The organism is Flavonifractor sp. HCP28S3_F3 (assembly GCF_052065355.1).
Classification (GTDB): domain Bacteria; phylum Bacillota; class Clostridia; order Oscillospirales; family Oscillospiraceae; genus Flavonifractor.
In genome coordinates, this window is the sequence record NZ_JBQHUF010000004.1 from 27,371 (window position 1) to 44,133 (window position 16,763).

The 16,763-nt window shown below is 61.3% G+C and carries 15 protein-coding genes; 6 read left to right on the forward strand and 9 right to left on the reverse strand.

From position 1 onward, the window contains the following. Nucleotides 1-26 precede the first annotated feature (26 nt). Together ACTNB1_RS05445 and ACTNB1_RS05450 are read left to right on the forward strand one after the other, a co-directional pair. Nucleotides 27-1,073: a Gfo/Idh/MocA family protein gene (locus ACTNB1_RS05445; RefSeq protein ID WP_441168248.1), complete on the forward strand. Its 1,047-nt coding sequence runs from the start codon at nt 27-29 to the stop codon at nt 1,071-1,073. Nucleotides 1,074-1,133: 60 nt separating this feature from the next. Continuing rightward, nucleotides 1,134-2,123: a LacI family DNA-binding transcriptional regulator gene (locus tag ACTNB1_RS05450; protein WP_441168249.1), complete on the forward strand. Its 990-nt coding sequence runs from the start codon at nt 1,134-1,136 to the stop codon at nt 2,121-2,123. Nucleotides 2,124-2,187: 64 nt separating this feature from the next. Here the strand turns inward: ACTNB1_RS05450 and ACTNB1_RS05455 are convergent, their stop codons facing one another. From ACTNB1_RS05455 to ACTNB1_RS05465, 3 genes are all read right to left on the reverse strand, one after another. Further along, nucleotides 2,188-3,486 carry a DUF4179 domain-containing protein gene (locus ACTNB1_RS05455; RefSeq protein ID WP_441168250.1) on the reverse strand — a complete coding sequence of 433 codons (1,299 nt, stop codon included), beginning with the start codon at nt 3,484-3,486 and terminating at the stop codon, nt 2,188-2,190. Then, nucleotides 3,483-3,956 (reverse strand): sigma-70 family RNA polymerase sigma factor, encoded by a 474-nt coding sequence (locus ACTNB1_RS05460; protein WP_441168251.1) that lies wholly within the window; start codon nt 3,954-3,956, stop codon nt 3,483-3,485. Before ACTNB1_RS05460 ends, ACTNB1_RS05455 begins: the two co-directional genes overlap by 4 nt. Before the next feature lie 187 nt (nt 3,957-4,143). Continuing rightward, nucleotides 4,144-4,569, reverse strand: coding sequence for a hypothetical protein (locus tag ACTNB1_RS05465; protein ID WP_441168252.1), 426 nt, complete (start codon nt 4,567-4,569; stop codon nt 4,144-4,146). A 243-nt stretch (nt 4,570-4,812) separates the two neighbouring features. On the opposite strand from ACTNB1_RS05465, the gene putP reads away from it, so the two are divergent. Further along, nucleotides 4,813-6,333 carry a sodium/proline symporter PutP gene (putP, locus tag ACTNB1_RS05470; RefSeq protein ID WP_441168253.1) on the forward strand — a complete coding sequence of 507 codons (1,521 nt, stop codon included), beginning with the start codon at nt 4,813-4,815 and terminating at the stop codon, nt 6,331-6,333. Between the two features lie 76 nt (nt 6,334-6,409). Here the strand turns inward: putP and ACTNB1_RS05475 are convergent, their stop codons facing one another. After that, nucleotides 6,410-8,296, reverse strand: coding sequence for an S-layer homology domain-containing protein (locus ACTNB1_RS05475; RefSeq protein ID WP_441168254.1), 1,887 nt, complete (start codon nt 8,294-8,296; stop codon nt 6,410-6,412). 233 nt (nt 8,297-8,529) lie between these two features. On the opposite strand from ACTNB1_RS05475, the gene ACTNB1_RS05480 reads away from it, so the two are divergent. Then, complete coding sequence (locus ACTNB1_RS05480; RefSeq protein ID WP_441168255.1) at nt 8,530-9,387, forward strand: papain-like cysteine protease family protein; 858 nt, start codon at nt 8,530-8,532, stop codon at nt 9,385-9,387. A 373-nt stretch (nt 9,388-9,760) separates the two neighbouring features. Here ACTNB1_RS05480 and groL read toward each other — a convergent pair whose 3' ends face one another. The 5 genes from groL to ACTNB1_RS05505 all read right to left on the reverse strand — a co-directional run bounded on the left by groL (nt 9,761) and on the right by ACTNB1_RS05505 (nt 15,199). Beyond that, nucleotides 9,761-11,386: a chaperonin GroEL gene (gene groL, locus ACTNB1_RS05485; RefSeq protein WP_441168256.1), complete on the reverse strand. Its 1,626-nt coding sequence runs from the start codon at nt 11,384-11,386 to the stop codon at nt 9,761-9,763. A 72-nt stretch (nt 11,387-11,458) separates the two neighbouring features. Next, on the reverse strand, nt 11,459-11,743 hold the full coding sequence (locus ACTNB1_RS05490) for a co-chaperone GroES (RefSeq protein ID WP_087343688.1): 285 nt from the start codon (nt 11,741-11,743) through the stop codon (nt 11,459-11,461). Nucleotides 11,744-11,935: 192 nt separating this feature from the next. After that, nucleotides 11,936-12,844: a diacylglycerol/lipid kinase family protein gene (locus ACTNB1_RS05495; protein ID WP_441168257.1), complete on the reverse strand. Its 909-nt coding sequence runs from the start codon at nt 12,842-12,844 to the stop codon at nt 11,936-11,938. 35 nt (nt 12,845-12,879) lie between these two features. Beyond that, on the reverse strand, nt 12,880-14,064 hold the full coding sequence (locus ACTNB1_RS05500) for a WG repeat-containing protein (RefSeq protein WP_441168258.1): 1,185 nt from the start codon (nt 14,062-14,064) through the stop codon (nt 12,880-12,882). A 4-nt stretch (nt 14,065-14,068) separates the two neighbouring features. Further along, nucleotides 14,069-15,199, reverse strand: coding sequence for a THUMP domain-containing class I SAM-dependent RNA methyltransferase (locus ACTNB1_RS05505; RefSeq protein ID WP_441168259.1), 1,131 nt, complete (start codon nt 15,197-15,199; stop codon nt 14,069-14,071). Nucleotides 15,200-15,333: 134 nt separating this feature from the next. Between ACTNB1_RS05505 and ACTNB1_RS05510 the strand changes: the two genes are divergently transcribed. Both ACTNB1_RS05510 and ACTNB1_RS05515 read left to right on the forward strand, forming a co-directional pair. Further along, nucleotides 15,334-15,786: an NfeD family protein gene (locus ACTNB1_RS05510; RefSeq protein ID WP_441168260.1), complete on the forward strand. Its 453-nt coding sequence runs from the start codon at nt 15,334-15,336 to the stop codon at nt 15,784-15,786. A 41-nt stretch (nt 15,787-15,827) separates the two neighbouring features. Then, nucleotides 15,828-16,751, forward strand: coding sequence for an SPFH domain-containing protein (locus tag ACTNB1_RS05515; protein WP_441168261.1), 924 nt, complete (start codon nt 15,828-15,830; stop codon nt 16,749-16,751). Nucleotides 16,752-16,763 lie beyond the last annotated feature (12 nt).

A 16,763-nucleotide genomic window follows, 5' to 3' on the forward strand; every position in this document is an offset into this window, starting at 1 on the left:
CAGGAAAACCAGGGGAGGTTATCTGAATGAAGGCAAATATCGGAATTATCGGCGTGGGCGCCACCGTAAGCATCGCTCACAACCACGCGCTGGGCCTGCAAAAAGACGACCGGGCCTCCATCGCGGCGGTATACGACCTGGACCGGGAGCGGGCGGCGGCTTTTGCCCAGCGCTTTGCGCCGGGCGCCGCAGTCTGCTCCTCTCCCGAGGAGCTGTTCGGGCTGGTGGACGCGGTGGACATCTGCACCCCCAACTTTACCCACGCGGATTATGTGGTGCGGGCAGCTCAGGCAGGCAAGGCGATTTTTGTGGAAAAGCCGCTGGCTATCACCTTGCCGGAATGCGAACGGGCCTGCCGGGCCGCGGAGCAGGCGGGGGTATTTCACATGGTCGGCTTTGTCTACCGCTTTGCGCCCCACGCCCAGGCCCTTCGGCAGCTGATCCGCAGCAGGTTCACCCGTATCTACTCCATCTCGGGCTCTTACGGAGCCCGGCGGCTGGCGGACCCCACCCTGCCCTTTGAGTGGCGGATGGACCGGACCCTGTCCGGCGGCGGCGCGCTGGACGACTTCGGCAGCCATCTTCTTGACTTGCTATTTTTCGCCTGCGGCGTTAAAATAAAGAAAATATCCTGTCTTTCCACCATTAGTATCCCAGAACGGTCACCTGGCACGGGTGGAAAGCAGGCCGTAGAAAATGACGACTCCTCGGCCTTTACCGGAGTGGGCGGCGGAGGCGAACTGGTATCCCTGCTCACCTCCCGGGTGGGGATGGACAATATCGCCCTCCGGGTCTCCGGGGACGGAGGACTGGCGGTGCTCTCTTACGACGAGGATCATCTGATCTACTATCCCAAGGACCCGCTGGGAAGCTATTCCGGGGAGCGGCAGTCTCTCCCCCTTCCCGACCATTCCAGCTTCCAGGACTGGTTTGACCGGGAAATGCACACCTTTGTAGACGGAGTACTGGGTTTGGGACCAGAGGTGTGCAGCATCGCGGACGCGCTGGATATCCAGCGCGCACTGACAGCGGCGGCCCGCTCCGCCGAGACGGGAGCAGTTTGCACACTCTGAGCGGGAAAAGTACATACGCCACAGTTGAAATCATTGCTGAAGGGGTTGAGTGGTGATCTTATGGCGAAGGTAACCATTATCGATGTGGCTAACCGCGCGGGAGTATCCATCAGCACTGTATCCCGCTACCTCAAGGATGCCGGCAGCATCAATCCTGTCTCCTCTGCCAAAATCGACTTGGCCATCCGCGAACTGAACTATGTCCCCAATTCTTTCGCCCGCAACCTGAAGCGGGGAAGCGCCGATCTGATCGGCGTGGTGGAGCCGGATATTTCTCAGAGCTTCTTTTCCCGAACCGTGAAGGCAGTCAACAATATCCTGTATCAAAACGGCTATATGCTCCTGGTCTGCGATTCGGATTTTCAGCCCAGGAAGGAGCAATTTCTGATCAATCGCCTGATTGAGCAGAATGTATCCGGCATCCTGCTGGCCACCACCGGTAAAAACGCGGAATTTCTCCGCAAGATATCGGAGCGCTTCCCCAACATCGTGCTCTTCGACCGGGAGGAGGAAAGCCTCAGCCTGGACTGTGTGGTGGAGGACAACGAGGAAAACGGCTACCGGCTGACCAAGCATCTCATTGACCAGGGCGGCAAGCGGATCGCCGTGCTGACCGGTATGTCCTTTGCCAGCAGTACCCGCCAGCGTCTGGCCGGGATCTGCCGGGCTGCCGAGGAGGCCGGAATCCCGCTGAGTGCCAAGGATACCTACATGAACGGCATCAACAAGGAGGTCATCCAGGAGAACGCCGCCAAGATTTTGGAGGCCGGGATTTACGACACCATCATCTTTACCATTCCGCGGAGCATTTTCGGCATCCAGAGCGTACTGGAGAGCCGGGGCATGCAGATGGGAAAGGATATTCTGGTAGGCGGCTGGAGCAACCGCGAGCTGTTCCAGCAGAGCGGGCTTCAATATCCGGCCATTTTCCAGGATGCGGACCAGATGGGGACTACCGTGGCCAACCGCATCCTGCGGCGGGTCAATCTCAGAGAAGAGTTTTTGCCCAGCGAGCGCATCGTTCTGGAGACGGAACTGTACATTCCTTAACAAGCCACATACACACAAAAAGCCGGCGCCCGATCCGTTTGGATCGGGCGCCGGTTTTTTGCTGTCAGCCCAGCGGAACGGCAATCGGTTCCTCTGGGGTGATGATCTGTGTGAAATCCAGATCAAATTCCACGGTATCCCAGGTATAGCCGTCCAGCATATATTCAAATTCGCAGACGCCCGCCGCCCGGTCATCCCGCCGGCTGAATCCCCCTGTGTTGTGGGTGCCGCCCTCCGGGTCCCGGTACTCCAATTTAAACGGCGATCTACCGTCGGTGCAGTTCACCTTCAGAGCCCAATACGAATCCCTGTGCTCCGCCGTCAGGCCGGTCACCTCCTCCGGCAGCGCGCCGGTACAGGAGCCGTCGGTCAGATCCACCGTCACCGGACCGGCGTCCTTGTCCAGCCACACCGTCTCGTCCAGCCACAGGGTCAGGTCCCCGATGTCCTCCACAAAGTAGAGGCTCTGGAGGTAATAGGTGTAGGTGCCCTCTCCCTCGGCCCGGCCCATGGCGGAGACCGAGCCGTCAATGGTCTCATAGACCGCCCCACTTCCGTCGGTGAAGTGGAACTCCAGGTCCTGGAGCCAGGCGGTATTGTCCGGGTCGTCCTCCAGATAGAGGGCGGTCCTGGTGGGGGTGAGCTCCAGCCGGTCCACCAGCAGCCGCTGGCCGCCTACCTCCACCCACTGATCCACCGGAACCTCCACCGCCGGAGCGGTCTTGGCCGGGTCCAGGGCGATCTGGAAGGTAAAGATGTGGTCCAGCGGATGGTCCTCCCCTTCCGCGTCCGTCCCCAGCAGCTCCACGTCCAAGGTCAGCTTCCGGGGAGGCTCCTCCATCTCCTTGAAGTGGACCTGGAACTGTTTCAGCTCCTCCTGGCTGTCGCCGCTGGTCACCGCGTAGCCCTCCAGGGGAACGCCGTTCTCGTCCTTCAGGTCGCAGGCGACGCTGTAATAGGGGTAGGCTCCCCCGTCCACCCGGTAGAACACCACCATCTGCTGCTGGTCGGCGATGACAGATTCCAGGGTAAGGGTAAGGCCGTCAAAGCTCTGGCTCTGGCCGATATACTGCACATAGTCGTGCTCCACCGCGGCGGACAGGCTGGGGGAAAAGGCCACCGCCGCCGCCAGCTCCCGCAGCACGGGGACATTGGCGCAGGCCAGGGCGAAGGTGGGCAGGGTATTCACTGCCAGGACGAAGGCAGCGCACACCCCGGCGGCACTTCCCAGGGAGATACCCCACCGTCTGCCCATCCGGCGGCGCTTGGCCCGGGCTTTGGCCCGCAGGGCGGTGCCGTCCAGAGCGGCGGGGGTATGGTCCAATTCCCGGACCAGGTCCCAGTATTCCTGCTGTCGGTTCATGATGCTCCCTCCTCCACAGTCAGGTCCAGCTTCAACAGGGCCAGGGCTTTCCGCTGGCGGGTGGACACCGTTCCCCGGGGCAGATCCAGGGCGGCGGCAGTCTCCTCCAGGGTCAGGCCGGTAAAGTACCGCAGGACGATGACGTCCCGCAGCTGGGCGGGCAGGCGACGGATGGCCTCCTTCAGGGGCAGGGCGTCAAATTCCTCCCCGGCAGTCTCGGGCAGCTCCTCCACCGCCAGCTCCCGCTTCCGCCGCCGCAGCTCGTCCCGGCAGACGTTGATCAAAATCCGCACCAGCCAGGTCTCCAGGTATTGCGGGTCCCGCAGCTTCCGGTAGCTGAGATAGCCCTTGTACACCGCCTCGTCCACGGCGTCCACGGCGGCGCTCTCGCTGCCCAGGGTGAGCAGGGCGGCCCGGTACAGCTTTCCCCGGACTCCCTCCGCCCGCTCCAGATATTCCAACTCCGTCAAGGTCCATCGCCTCCTCTCTGCCCATTAGACGAAACCAGGGCGCGGTTTGATTGTACACCGGCAAAAAATCTTTTTCCACAGGGCGGGTTTATTTGGCTGTACCCCATTGGGCCAAGGCAGGGGTTTCTGCTTGTACCGGCTTGGTACTGTCTCTCCCTTTTCCACCGGGAGCTGGTACCGGTGCGGATCAACCAGTGAGGGATTCAGACTGCTCTATCTTAGTCCATACTGGGTCAGATCTACGAGATATTGCCAGGGGGGAGGGGTCGTCTGTCCGCCAGGCAGAGCTGAACTCATACACGTTGGGCTTGCGCAGGTTCTTGTTGGAAGTCACCTTTATAAACCCGCCGTCGGCCAGCTGTTTGATGTACCGCCGCAGGCTGGTGGAGGGCACGCCGTACTTTTTGGCCGCCGTACGGGGCAGCAGGAAGGTGCGCCGCCCGCCGCTCTCCATGGCCATGCACAGGTACAGCAAGCGGGCTCCCGTGCCCAGGGACTGGAACTTTTTGGACAACAGCAGGGAGTTACCTACCTGGAGGAACCGCTTCTCCCTGCCGTCGGCCTTCGCGCTCATCCAGGGCAGCATGGTGCCGCCGCTTTTTCGTCTGCTCATAGTATCCACTCCTCTTCTCTCGGCCAAAGGCCGGTATACTCAGCGGACGGTCAGAGGGAAAAGTTGACCATTTTGATACAAGCAGTGGGAAAAAACCGGGCGGGCCCGGGAATTTTTCTGGAATTGACCCATTTTTATGCGGAATTTTGTGTTTTCTTTCTTACTGTGCTGTGCTATAATACTCATATTGTCCTGGTTGTGTGTCCGGGACTGGAGTGTATAAGAGAAAAGGAGCGTGTTTCCATGACCACCGCGCAAATCCTGATCCTGCTGGCCATTGTGGTCTATCTGCTGTTCATGCTGTGGATCGGCTGGATCTGTGCCAAGAAAAACGAATCCGTGGACGACTTCTACCTGGGAGGACGGAAGCTGGGTCCCTTCGTCACCGCCATGAGCGCCGAGGCCAGCGATATGTCCTCCTGGCTGCTGATGGGCCTGCCCGGCGTGGCCTACCTCACCGGCCTGGCAGAGGCCAGCTGGACCGCCATCGGCCTGGTGGTGGGTACTTACTTGAACTGGCTCATTGTGGCCCGGCGGATCCGGCGGTACTCCCACCAGCTGGACGCCATCACCGTGCCTCAGTTCTTCTCCAAGCGCTGGGAGGATGACCGGTGCCTGCTCTCCGCTATCGCCGCCCTGGTCATCATCATCTTCTTCATCCCCTACACCGCCTCCGGCTTCTCCGCCTGCGGCAAGCTGTTTTCCACCCTGTTCGGCATGGACTACCTCACCGCCATGCTGATCTCCGCCGCCGTCATCGTGATCTACACCGTTATGGGCGGCTTCCTGGCCGCCTCCTTCACCGACCTGATCCAGTCCATCATCATGACGGTGGCCCTCATCGTGGTACTGGGCTTCGGCATCACCCAGGCCGGCGGCCTGGACGCGGTGATGGACAACGCCCGGTCCATGGCGGGCTACCTGTCCCTCACCAGCATCCACGACCCCGCCACCGGCGGCTCCAATCCTTACGGCCTGCTCACCATCTGCTCCCTGCTGGCCTGGGGCCTTGGCTACTTCGGCATGCCCCACATCCTGGTGCGGTTCATGGCTATTGAGGACGAGCAGAAGCTGAAGCTCTCCCGCCGGGTGGCCTCCTCCTGGGTGGTCATCTCCATGGGCGTGGCTATCTTCATCGGCCTGGTGGGCAACGCCATGACCCGGGCCGGCGCGCTGGAGCAGCTGGCCGACTCCGAGACCATCATCGTCCGCATCGCCAGCCTTATCAGCCAGTTCGGCGCCATCCCCGCTCTGCTGGCCGGCGTCATCCTGGCGGGCATCCTGGCGGCTACCATGTCCACCGCCGACAGCCAGCTGCTGGCTGCCTCCTCCTCCATCTCTCAGGATCTGGGCAACGACTTCCTCAAGCGCAACCTCAGCGGTAAGCGGGGCATGATCGTGGCCCGGTCGGTGATGATCATCATCGCCCTCATCGCCGCCTTCCTGGCCCGGGACCCCAACAGCTCCGTGTTCCGGGTGGTGTCCTTCGCCTGGGCGGGCTTCGGCGCCGCCTTCGGCCCCACCATGCTGATGGCCCTGTTCTGGAAGCGCTCCAACAAGTGGGGCGCCCTGGCGGGCATGATCGTGGGCGGCGTGATGGTCTTTGTGTGGAAGTTCCTCATCGCCCCCATGGGCGGCGTGTGGGCCATTTACGAGCTGCTGCCCGCCTTCTGCTGTGCCCTGATCGCCATCGTGGTGGTCTCCCTCCTCACCCCCGCGCCCCGTCAGACGGTGCTGGACCAGTTTGAGGCGGTAAGAAAGTAAAACGCAGGGCCACTGCAACACACATGTTGCAGTGGCCCTGTTTTTCCCGGTTCCCTTCACAGGGACCGGGATTTTTTTACTTTACGGTCTCGTACAGCCGGAGCATGGTGATGATGCTCTGCTCTCTGGAATAGCTGCCCTGGGGAGCGAAGGTATTGCTGCCCACGCCGCCCATGATGCCGCTGGCCTGCATCTGGCCCACCGCGTCAAAGGCCCAGGAGGAGACGGAGGCATTGTCGGCAAAGGTGGGAGCCTGAGCGGACAGGGGCTTACCCACGGCCTCTGCCAGACGGGAGAGCATGGTGGCGGCCTGCTCCCGGGTCAGGGTGCCGTCAGGGTTGAATTTGCCGCCGCCCACGCCGGTGACGATACCCAGGGCGCCCATCTTCTGCACATTGACGTCGGTGGTGTCGGTGAAGGTGGTGCGCTGGGTGATCTCAGCGCCCTTGACGGTCTCGTACAGCTCCACGGCCAGGGCGCAGAACTGAGCCCGGGTGGCGGTCTGGGTGTACTGGGACTGGAGGGAATCGGGCACGATGCCGGCGGAAATGGCCTGATCCACCTGCTCCGCCGCCCAGGAGGAGGGAGTGTCGGTGCCGGGGTCGGTGGGGATGGTGCCGCCGCCGGTCATCTGGCCGGTGACCGAGTTATAGACCTGGCCGGAGCCGGTATAGGTACCCTGATGGACTTCCAGAAGATAAAAGTCCGTTTCTGTATGGGAAACGTTTACACACATAAAGGCAACACCATCGTGGAAATCGTAGAGATCCGCATAGGGATGGGTGTAGCCGTTTGACGGATTCAACGGCGGAATGACCACGTTGCCGCGGGTATCCAGCACCAGCGGGGTCCGGCTGTCGTGGGAGTACGCCGGAATGACGCCGCTGTCGAAGAAGGTCCCCAAGGTACTTCCGGCCGGGAGTACCTGGTTGCCGTATCTATCAAACACGGCGCCCTGGCCTGTTTCCAGAGGGCCGTTGCCCTGGATCTCTACCCCGGCGATCATTCCGTCATGGATGATATTATGCAGCTCCAGATATTGAGGGGGATCCACATCGATGACGCCGACCTGATTTCCCTTGGTGTCGATGACGACGTAGCAGGGGTAGCGCCGCCCGCCTCTGGAATCTATGAGAAGGGCATAGCCATCCTCAGAAAAGATGCTGCTGAATTCAAACATGCTGTCCGCTATAACATCGACCTGGAGATACTGATCCAGGTCATAATCCCGGAGATCACCGCGGAAGAGGGTTATGGCCGGCTTTCCCTGCTTGTCCAGATATCCCACGAAGTATTTGCCATCCAGAGTTCCGGAAAAGGGGACCAGGCCATGAGAGAAGTAACGTCCGACGTTCAAATGTGCGCCCGGCAGGCAAAGAACGGTATTGCCGGAGTGATCGATGAACGAGACCGACTTGGATTCATAGTCTTCCTCACGGATGGTCCAGGCTACTCCGTCATGGAACGGCTGCGCCAATTTGAACTGGGGTTCAATGACCAGGTTTCCCTGGGTATCCATATAACCAAACAGGCCGGTCGTATCGTCGTAATACAGGCACAGCCCTTCGCTGAAGTAAAAGGATGTGAGAGGAATTCTGGTGGGCGGGGTCTCCAAATGGGAGAGATCCAGAAGGTTCCCGTTTTTATCCACATAGTTCAGATAGTCGATCTCTCCGATCTCATAGCCATGGTCATCCGTCATGATCCCCGTTCTCATGACCGGCATGTATCCTTCTATAAAGCCGGTCTCCCCGAAGGTATGGACATATTTGTCGGGTTTCGCCTTCCACCCCTCCTGATTGTTTTTGATCTCCCAGGGGGTGACCGTGATGTACAGGCCGTCGCCCTGAAAGACGTCAGGCATATCTCTGCTGAAATCGTAGTCCGCTGCCTGTGAAACGGGAGATAGGCCAACAAACAGCAGCGCACAGGCCAAAAGGGATGCAAAGATGCGCTTCTTCATTTCCACATGCTCCTTTCCGATTGTCGCCTCATTCCGCACATAAGACGCGCCAGGTCTCCTCTGGTGGCGGTTTGCCTTCTTCTGTCACATATCATACTAGTTTCCACATAAAAAACAATAAGCCGGCTGCATAGTAGCGCGCTGAATTTTTTCTTGAAATTTCCTTCGGAATGGAATATAATTCATTCCACTGCGCTTCGCCGCAGAATCGGAAAAACAAAGGAGATCGAGAAATGAAACAACATGTCACTCTGGCGCTGACCCTGACCCTGACCGCCGGCCTGCTGGCCGGATGCACCAATCCGTCGGGAGGGAACCAGCCGACTGGGGCGGCCCAAACATCCCAAGTGGATGCCACACCTAACGCGGCGGAAAACAACGCCGCCTTCACCGATGCGATGAAGATCCCCTACGCGACAGACCTGTCTCCCGAGGACGGCGCCGACTCCGTGGAGCGGCTGGGCGACCATGCGGATTCCCCCTATTTCGCCCATCCGGATTTCTACAACATGGAGTCCAGCGACACCCTGACCATCCTCACCGGCTTTCAGACCATGCAGCAGACCAGCGAATGGGCCTGCGGCGTGACCAGCGCCCTGATGGTGCTCAACTGGTACGATCAGCTGGGCGACTGGAACGAGGAGAGCCTGGCCGCCCTGCGCCACTCTCTGGAGGGCACGGAGCTGGCCGGTTATCCCGGCACCACCCTGAAGCAGGCCATGGATATTTTTGACGGCGTAGGCGGATTTACATATACCACCACCCTTGACTACGAGGACCCTGCCTCCGAGGTCTGGATGGACACCATCCAGGGCTGGCTGGCAGAGGGAAAGCCCGTCATGGTTTGCTACAATGACTGGGGCGGTCACTGGCAGGTCATTATCGGCTACGACACCATGGGCACCGAGACCCAGCAGGACGACGTCTTCATCGTCGCCGATCCCTACGACACCACCGACCACTGCCAGGACGGCTACGGCATCCTGATGGCGGAGCGCTTTATGTACAACTTCTCCATGTACGGCGCTTTCCCGGAGTCTGAGGGCGGCAGCGACCACCTGTTCCTGGTAGCTTCTCCTGCCGAGGCGTAAAAAACTTTTTGGATTTATATGCAGCAAGAGGCGCCGGATGCGTTGCACCCGGCGCCTCTTGCTGTTACGTGGATGGAAGCCCAGCAGCCGACAAAAAAGGTCCCCGGAACATTGTTCCGGGGACCTTCATTTAGCAATTGCTTAATACATGCCGCCCATGTCGGGAGCGGGAGCAGCAGGAGGAGTGGGCTCCTTCTTGCCGGCCTACCCCCGTGAAATCAGCGATTTCACGGGGACCCCTTCCCTTTTATCTGCTCGGGCGGAGTGAATCCGCCCGGCATCAAGGTTTTGCCTCCGGCAAAACGCTTGGCCTGGTGGCCGACAAGAAAGGCCCCCGGAACATTGTTCCGGGGGCCTAAACCTTGGCAGTTGATTAATACATGCCGCCCATGTCGGGAGCGGGAGCAGCGGGAGGAGTGGGCTCCTTCTTGTCGGCCACCAGGGACTCGGTGGTCAGCAGCACGGAGGCGATGGAAGCGGCGTTCTCCAGAGCGGAGCGGGTCACCTTGGTGGGATCCACGATACCGGCGGAGATCATGTCCACGTACTCCTCGCTGTAAGCGTCGAAGCCGTAGCCAACCTTGTTGGCCTTCTTCACGTTCTCTAGAACCACGGAGCCGTCGATGCCGGCGTTGGTAGCAATCTGGCGCATGGGCTCGGTCAGAGCCTTGGCGATGATGCGGACACCGGTCTTCTCGTCGCCCTCGGACTCAGCCAGCAGCTTCTCCACGGCGGGCACGGCGTTCACATAAGCGGTGCCGCCGCCGGCCACGATGCCTTCCTCAACAGCGGCGCGGGTAGCGTTCAGGGCGTCCTCGATGCGGAGCTTCTTCTCCTTCATCTCCACCTCAGTGGCGGCGCCCACGCGGATGATAGCCACACCGCCGGCCATCTTGGCCAGACGCTCCTGCAGCTTCTCGCGGTCGTAGTCGGAAGTGGTGGTCTCGATCTGAGAACGGATCTGAGCCACACGGGCCTTGATGTCGTCGGCATTGCCGGCGCCGTCCACGATGATGGTGTTCTCCTTGGAGACCTTCACCTGACGGGCCTTGCCCAGCAGATCCATGGTGGCTTCCTTCAGCTCCAGGCCAACCTCAGCGGAGATCACAGTGCCGCCGGTGAGGACAGCGATATCCTGCAGCATCTCCTTGCGGCGGTCGCCGAAGCCGGGGGCCTTGACGCACACCACGTTCAGGGTGCCGCGCAGCTTGTTGACGATCAGGGTGGACAGAGCCTCGCCCTCCACGTCCTCGGCGATGACCAGCAGCTTCTTGCCGGACTGCACCACCTGCTCCAGGATGGGCAGCAGCTCCTGAATGTTGGAGATCTTCTTATCGGTGATCAGAATGAGAGCGTCGTCCAGGACGGCCTCCATCTTCTCGGTGTCGGTGACCATATAGGGGGTGATGTAGCCCCGGTCGAACTGCATGCCTTCCACGACCTCGGAATAGGTCTCGGCGGTCTTGGACTCCTCAACGGTGATGACGCCGTCGTGGGAAACCTTCTCCATGGCCTCAGCAATCAGCTTGCCCACGGTCTCGTCGCCGGAGGACACGGTGCCGACACGAGCGATGTCGTCGGAGCCGTTGACCTTCTGGCTGTTGGCCTTGATGGCCTCGATGGCGGCGTTGGTAGCCTTGGCGATGCCCTTCTTCATGACCATGGGGTTGGCACCGGCAGCCAGGTTCTTCAGACCCTCGCGGATGATGGCCTGAGCCAGCAGGGTGGCGGTGGTGGTGCCGTCGCCGGCCACGTCGTTGGTCTTGGTGGAGACTTCCTTCACCAGCTGAGCGCCCATGTTCTCAAAGGGATCGTCCAGCTCGATCTCCTTGGCGATGGTCACGCCGTCGTTGGTGATGAGGGGAGCGCCGAACTTCTTGTCCAGCACCACGTTGCGGCCCTTGGGACCCATGGTGATCTTAACGGTATCGGCGAGCTGGTTAACGCCCCGCTCCAGAGCGTGACGGGCTTCCTCGCCGTAGCAAATAACCTTAGCCATAACGAATTACCTCCATTTGTATCAGGCGGTCAGCGCCGCCCGGAAATCAGTGTTTGTGCAGCAGTCAGGCGATCACTCAACGATAGCCAGGATATCAGACTGACGGACGATGGTGTACTCCTCGCCGTCCACCTTGACCTCGGTGCCGGAGTACTTGCTGGTGATGACCTTGTCGCCCACCTTCACGGTCATGGTGACTTCCTTGCCGTCCACCAGTCCGCCGGGGCCCACCTCGATGACTTCGGCCACCTCGGGCTTCTCCTTGGCAGCACCGGTCAGGATGATGCCACTCTTGGTCTTCTCTTCGGCCTCGACCAGCTTGATGACCACACGGTCGGCAAGAGGCTTGAGTTTCATAATGGGTTCCTCCTTACATGTATCTTTATTTTCTTATTAAGCGATTCAATTTGTTAGCACTCATTTTGCCGGAGTGCTAACCACAAGTAAGATAATACCCCTCTCGGCCAAAAAAATCAACCCCCTTTTTTCAGAAAAGGGGGTTGATTTTTAAAAAGTTCAAGTTTTGTTCACAAACCCCAGGGCGGAGTGCTAACGCCAGCAGGCGCCGGCGGGATAGATGAAGTTCACCTTCTTGTCCGACAGGCGGGCCAGAAGCTCCATCCCGTCCACCCGCTCGCCGTCCAGGTTGATCATGCTCATCCGGTCGCAGGTCACCTTCAGCTCCCGGCCCTGGCGGAGGATGACCCCGGGGATCTCCCCCGCCTCTCCCCGGGCAAACTTCTTAATGAGCGCCAGCACGGTGAGGCGGGACACGGCGGGGATGATGACAAAATGCAGCAGGCCGTCGTCCGGCATGGCGTCGGGGCTGGGATTGAAGCCGCCGCCGTAGTACCGGCCGTTGCAGGCGCAGATCAGGGTAAATTCCTCTCCCGGCACCGTCTCCCCGTCCACCTCCACCCGGTAGGGGCGGTGGATGCCCTGGACGATGGTGCGCACGGCGGAGAGCTGATAGGCCATGGTGCCGTTGACCAGAGGCAGCTTCTTGAAGTCGGCCACACCCAAGCCGATGCGGGCGTCAAAGCCGATGGAGCAGACGTTGAGGGCCAGCCGGTCCCCGCACGCAATGAGGTCCATGGGAGTCTGGGGTCCGTCCAGCAGCTCCTTCAGATCATAGAACCGGCTGGCATCCGGACCGAACATCCGCAGAAAGTCGTTGCCCGAGCCCATGGGGTAGTGGGTCACCGCCACATGCTCATAGCCGGCGGCGCCGTTCACCGCCTCGTTCAGAGTGCCGTCCCCGCCGCAGGCGTACACCCGCAGGGGCTCCCCAAGCTCCGCCGCGGCACGGACCAGCTCCACGCCGTGGCCGGCATATTCCGTCACCGCCGCCTCCCAGGGCTCCCCCCGGTCCGCCATGGCGGCGCGGATCTTCTCCTTCATTTCCTGACTGCGGTCATATTTTCCGGCATAGGGGTTGATGAGGAACAGATGCTTCACGCAGGCCCCAGCCTCCTTTTTGCTTATGTAATCGATCAAGAGACCAGCGCGGTCCCGTCATACTCCCCCCACAGGGTGATCCGCTGCTCCGCCCGGGCAATCCGGGAGGCCAGCGCCGCCGCCTCTGCCCGGGTCATGGTGCCGCCCGGGTGGAAGGTGAGCTTGCTGTCCACGCCGGACAGCAGACCCTTCTCATACAGGGTATACACCGACGAGGCCCCCGTGGAGGTGGGCAGGACGTCGGGGATGGAGGTACGCACCCGAATGGCATTGTTCAGGGTGGGCATGTCCTTCACCGGGCTGGTGGCGGCAAAGATCTGGGCCATCTCCAGCCGGGTGGCCGGGCGGGTATAGTCCTTCTGGGAGAACTGTCCGCTCTTGATGATGCCGCTGGCGATGCAGTAATTCACCGCGCCGGTGTACCAGTTGGGCCCGGTCTGGGCGCTCTTGTGGAAGCTGTCGTCCCGGTAGCGGCTCTCGATGGTGGCGGCCAGCTGGAGGGTCTCGGCCACCGTCATGGTGCCGCCGGGGTTGAAGCGGTTATCCCCCACCCCGGACACCAGACCCACGTTATAGGCGATATCCACCCACAGGGCGTACCACTCCTTCTGGGACACGTCGGAGAATTTTGGCAGCTTCCCCCGGGTCAGAGGGAAGTGAGCGGAGGGCACGTTCTTGCGCACCAGGATGCCCGGCAGATCAAAGACCGGCACCCGGGTCACGCCGCCCTTTCCGTCCCGCAGGGTGAGCACCTGAACGCCACCCTGCTCCTCCACCTTTACGCTGTCATAGGCCAGCTCATAGAGCACATTGGTGGCGCCGCCCTCTCCGTCAGAAAAGGGCAGGATGCTCACCACGCCCCAGCTGCCCCCCTTCTGGGCGATGTACAGGCCGCAATTGATGGGCATCAGGGTGTCGTACTCCGGCTGGATCAGATAGGCCCCGTCCTGCCGGATGACCCCCAGCTTGCCGTTCAGGTTCACCGCCGCCACCCCCAGGGAGAAGGAGACGATGCTGTTATATTGCAGAGGGATGACCACTTCCCGGTCCCCGTTCACGTAGCCCCACTTGCCATTGAGCTCACACTGGGCCAGACCCTCGCTGTAACCCCACACCGTGGACCCGGCGGGAGCGGCCAGGGCCTGTCCCCCCAGCAGCAGGCACAGGGCCAGCACGGCGGCCCAGCTCCGCAGCCATAGCTTCTTTCCATTCCGTTTCATTGCATTACCCTCGTCCTTTTATCCCATACAAAAACAGGTCGCACTTCAGCATGCCGTTGTACAGCTTCCGCTTTTTGTCCGCCGTCTTTCCAAAGGTACGCTCAAACTCCGTGTGGGAGGAGAGCACGCCCACCTGCCAGCCTTCGGGCAGACCCCGGACCGCCCGGCCGAAGGTGCGGTAGAGTTCCTCCGCCTCCTGCTTCTCCAGCAGCCGCTCCCCGTAGGGCGGGTTGGTGACCACCCGGCCCCGGGGCTCGTCCCGGTGGAATTTGGCGGCATCGGCCACCTCAAAGCGGACGCAGTCCTCCACGTCGGCCTTCACCGCGTTGTCCCGGGCAATGGCCACCGCCTTGGGGTCGATGTCGCCGCCCCAGATGTCGTACTGGCCGTGATATTCCTTGTCCATGGCCTCGTCCCCGGCACGCAGCCACAGGCCGCTGTCCAGCCACTTCCACTTCTGGGCGGAGAAGGACCGGTTCAGGCCGGGCGCCCGGTTCTTGGCAATGAGGGCGGCCTCGATGGCGATGGTGCCCGAGCCGCAGAAGGGATCGCAGAAGGGGTCCCGTCCCCGATAGCGGGAGAGGAGCACCAGGGCGGCGGCCAGGGTCTCCCGCAGAGGCGCGGCCACGCCCACCGCCCGGTAGCCCCGCTTGTAGAGCCCCGGTCCGGTGGTGTCCAGCATCAGGGTCACCTCGTCCCGCATAATGGAGAACTGCACCTGATACAGCGCCCCGGTCTCCGGCAGGGTTTGCAGGCCGTATTTCGCCCCCAGCCGGGCGGCAATGGCCTTCTTCAGGATGGCCTGGCAGGCGGGCACCGCGTGGAGCTGAGAGTTGAGGGAGTAGCCCTTCACCGGAAAGGCTCCGTCCCGGGGAATATAATGCTCCCAGGGCAGCGCCTTGGCCCCTTCAAACAGGGCTTCAAAATCCCGGGCGTCATACCGGCCCAGCACCAGCAGCACCCGCTCGCCGGTGCGCAGGTTCAGATTGATCCGGGGAATATCCTCCTGCCGCGCGCCGCAGCACACCCGGCCGTTCTCCGCCCGCACCCAGGGCAGCTCCAGCCGGCGCAGCTCCTCGGCGCACAGGCCCTCCAGGCCGAACAGGGTGGGGATCAGCAGCTCCAGTTCTCTCATAGTTCGCTCCTTACTCCATACATATATGGTTAAAGTATACTCTATTTCCCCGCTGTTGGCAAATACGGAATGGAATTTTACTTTTCTTTTGCAGACAAGTATGGTAGGATAGCAGTACGAAAGGAGGTATGCCCATGCCGATTCCCAGTATTCTCTGGCTGGTCGCCCTCATTGCCCTGCTGGTGCTGGAGGCGGCTACCGTGGGGCTGGTGTCCCTGTGGTTCGCCTTGGGCTCCCTGGCCGCCCTGATCACGTCGTTTTTCATCCACAATATCTGGGTGCAGTTCGGGGTGTTCCTGGCGGTGTCCCTCGTCAGCCTGCTCATTATCCGGCCTCTGGCGCGCCGCTATGTGACGCCCAAGCAGGTGGCTACCAACGCCGACCGGGCGGTGGGCTCTGAGGGTGTGGTCACTGAGACCATCAACAACCTGAAGGCCACCGGGCAGGTCTCCGTCAGAGGGGCGGTGTGGACCGCCCGCACCGAGGACGACTCCGTGATCCCCGCCGGCGCCACCATCAAGGTCCTGCGCATTGAGGGAGTCAAGCTCATTGTAACGCCTCTGCCCGTCGCCGCCTGCCAGAAATAACGCAACGAGAATTGATCTAAAGAGGAAAGGGAGGAATCTGTATGCCCAGCATCCCATTCACACCCATTATCATTATTATCCTGATCGTGGTTCTGATCCTGGTACTGGCCACCAACCTGAAGATCGTCCAGCAGTCCAAGGCCTACGTCATCGAGCGCATGGGCGCCTTCCACGCCGTGTGGGGCGTGGGCGTCCACTTCAAGCTCCCCTTCATTGAGCGGGTGGCCAAGGCGGTCTCCCTGAAGGAGCAGGTGGTGGACTTCGCACCCCAGCCCGTTATCACCAAGGATAACGTCACCATGCAGATCGACACGGTGCTCTACTTCCAGATCACCGACCCCAAGCTGTACACCTACGGCGTGGAGCACCCCATGAGCGCCATCGAGAACCTGACCGCCACCACCCTGCGCAACATCATCGGCGATCTGGAGCTGGACCAGTCCCTCACCAGCCGCGACATCATCAACTCCAAGATGCGGGCCATCCTGGACGAGGCCACCGACCCCTGGGGCATCAAGGTCAACCGTGTGGAGCTGAAGAACATCATCCCGCCCCGTGAGATCCAGGATGCCATGGAGAAGCAGATGAAGGCCGAGCGGGAACGCCGCGAGGCCATCCTCCAGGCCGAGGGCCAGAAGCAGTCCCAGATCCTGGTGGCGGAGGGCGAGAAGCAGTCCGTCATCCTCCGGGCCGACGCCGCCAAGCAGGCCGCCATCATGAAGGCCGAGGGCGAGGCCGAGGCCATCCTGAAGGTGCAGCAGGCCACCGCCGAGGCGCTGAAGCTGCTGAACGAGGCCAACCCCAACGAGGCGGTGCTGAAGATCAAGGCACTGGAGGCCTTCCAGGCCGCCGCCGACGGTCAGGCCACCAAGCTCATTATCCCCTCCGAGATCCAGGGTCTGGCGGGGCTGTGCGCCTCCGCCAAGGCCGCCTTTGAGTCCGCCGGGGACGGCAAGAAAGGCTGATAAAACCACAAA

Excerpts from the sequence above, each read along its gene's own strand:
- ACTNB1_RS05500 (WP_441168258.1), bottom strand. The coding sequence starts at position 14,064 with ATGAAACGGAATGGAAAGAAGCTATGGCTGCGGAGCTGGGCCGCCGTG.
- ACTNB1_RS05480 (WP_441168255.1), top strand. The coding sequence starts at position 8,530 with ATGAAACAACATGTCACTCTGGCGCTGACCCTGACCCTGACCGCCGGC.
- ACTNB1_RS05505 (WP_441168259.1), bottom strand. The coding sequence starts at position 15,199 with ATGAGAGAACTGGAGCTGCTGATCCCCACCCTGTTCGGCCTGGAGGGC.
- ACTNB1_RS05445 (WP_441168248.1), top strand. The coding sequence starts at position 27 with ATGAAGGCAAATATCGGAATTATCGGCGTGGGCGCCACCGTAAGCATC.
- groL (WP_441168256.1), bottom strand. The coding sequence starts at position 11,386 with ATGGCTAAGGTTATTTGCTACGGCGAGGAAGCCCGTCACGCTCTGGAG.
- ACTNB1_RS05510 (WP_441168260.1), top strand. The coding sequence starts at position 15,334 with ATGCCGATTCCCAGTATTCTCTGGCTGGTCGCCCTCATTGCCCTGCTG.
- ACTNB1_RS05450 (WP_441168249.1), top strand. The coding sequence starts at position 1,134 with ATGGCGAAGGTAACCATTATCGATGTGGCTAACCGCGCGGGAGTATCC.
- ACTNB1_RS05490 (WP_087343688.1), bottom strand. The coding sequence starts at position 11,743 with ATGAAACTCAAGCCTCTTGCCGACCGTGTGGTCATCAAGCTGGTCGAG.
- putP (WP_441168253.1), top strand. The coding sequence starts at position 4,813 with ATGACCACCGCGCAAATCCTGATCCTGCTGGCCATTGTGGTCTATCTG.
- ACTNB1_RS05465 (WP_441168252.1), bottom strand. The coding sequence starts at position 4,569 with ATGAGCAGACGAAAAAGCGGCGGCACCATGCTGCCCTGGATGAGCGCG.
- ACTNB1_RS05475 (WP_441168254.1), bottom strand. The coding sequence starts at position 8,296 with ATGAAGAAGCGCATCTTTGCATCCCTTTTGGCCTGTGCGCTGCTGTTT.
- ACTNB1_RS05515 (WP_441168261.1), top strand. The coding sequence starts at position 15,828 with ATGCCCAGCATCCCATTCACACCCATTATCATTATTATCCTGATCGTG.
- ACTNB1_RS05455 (WP_441168250.1), bottom strand. The coding sequence starts at position 3,486 with ATGAACCGACAGCAGGAATACTGGGACCTGGTCCGGGAATTGGACCAT.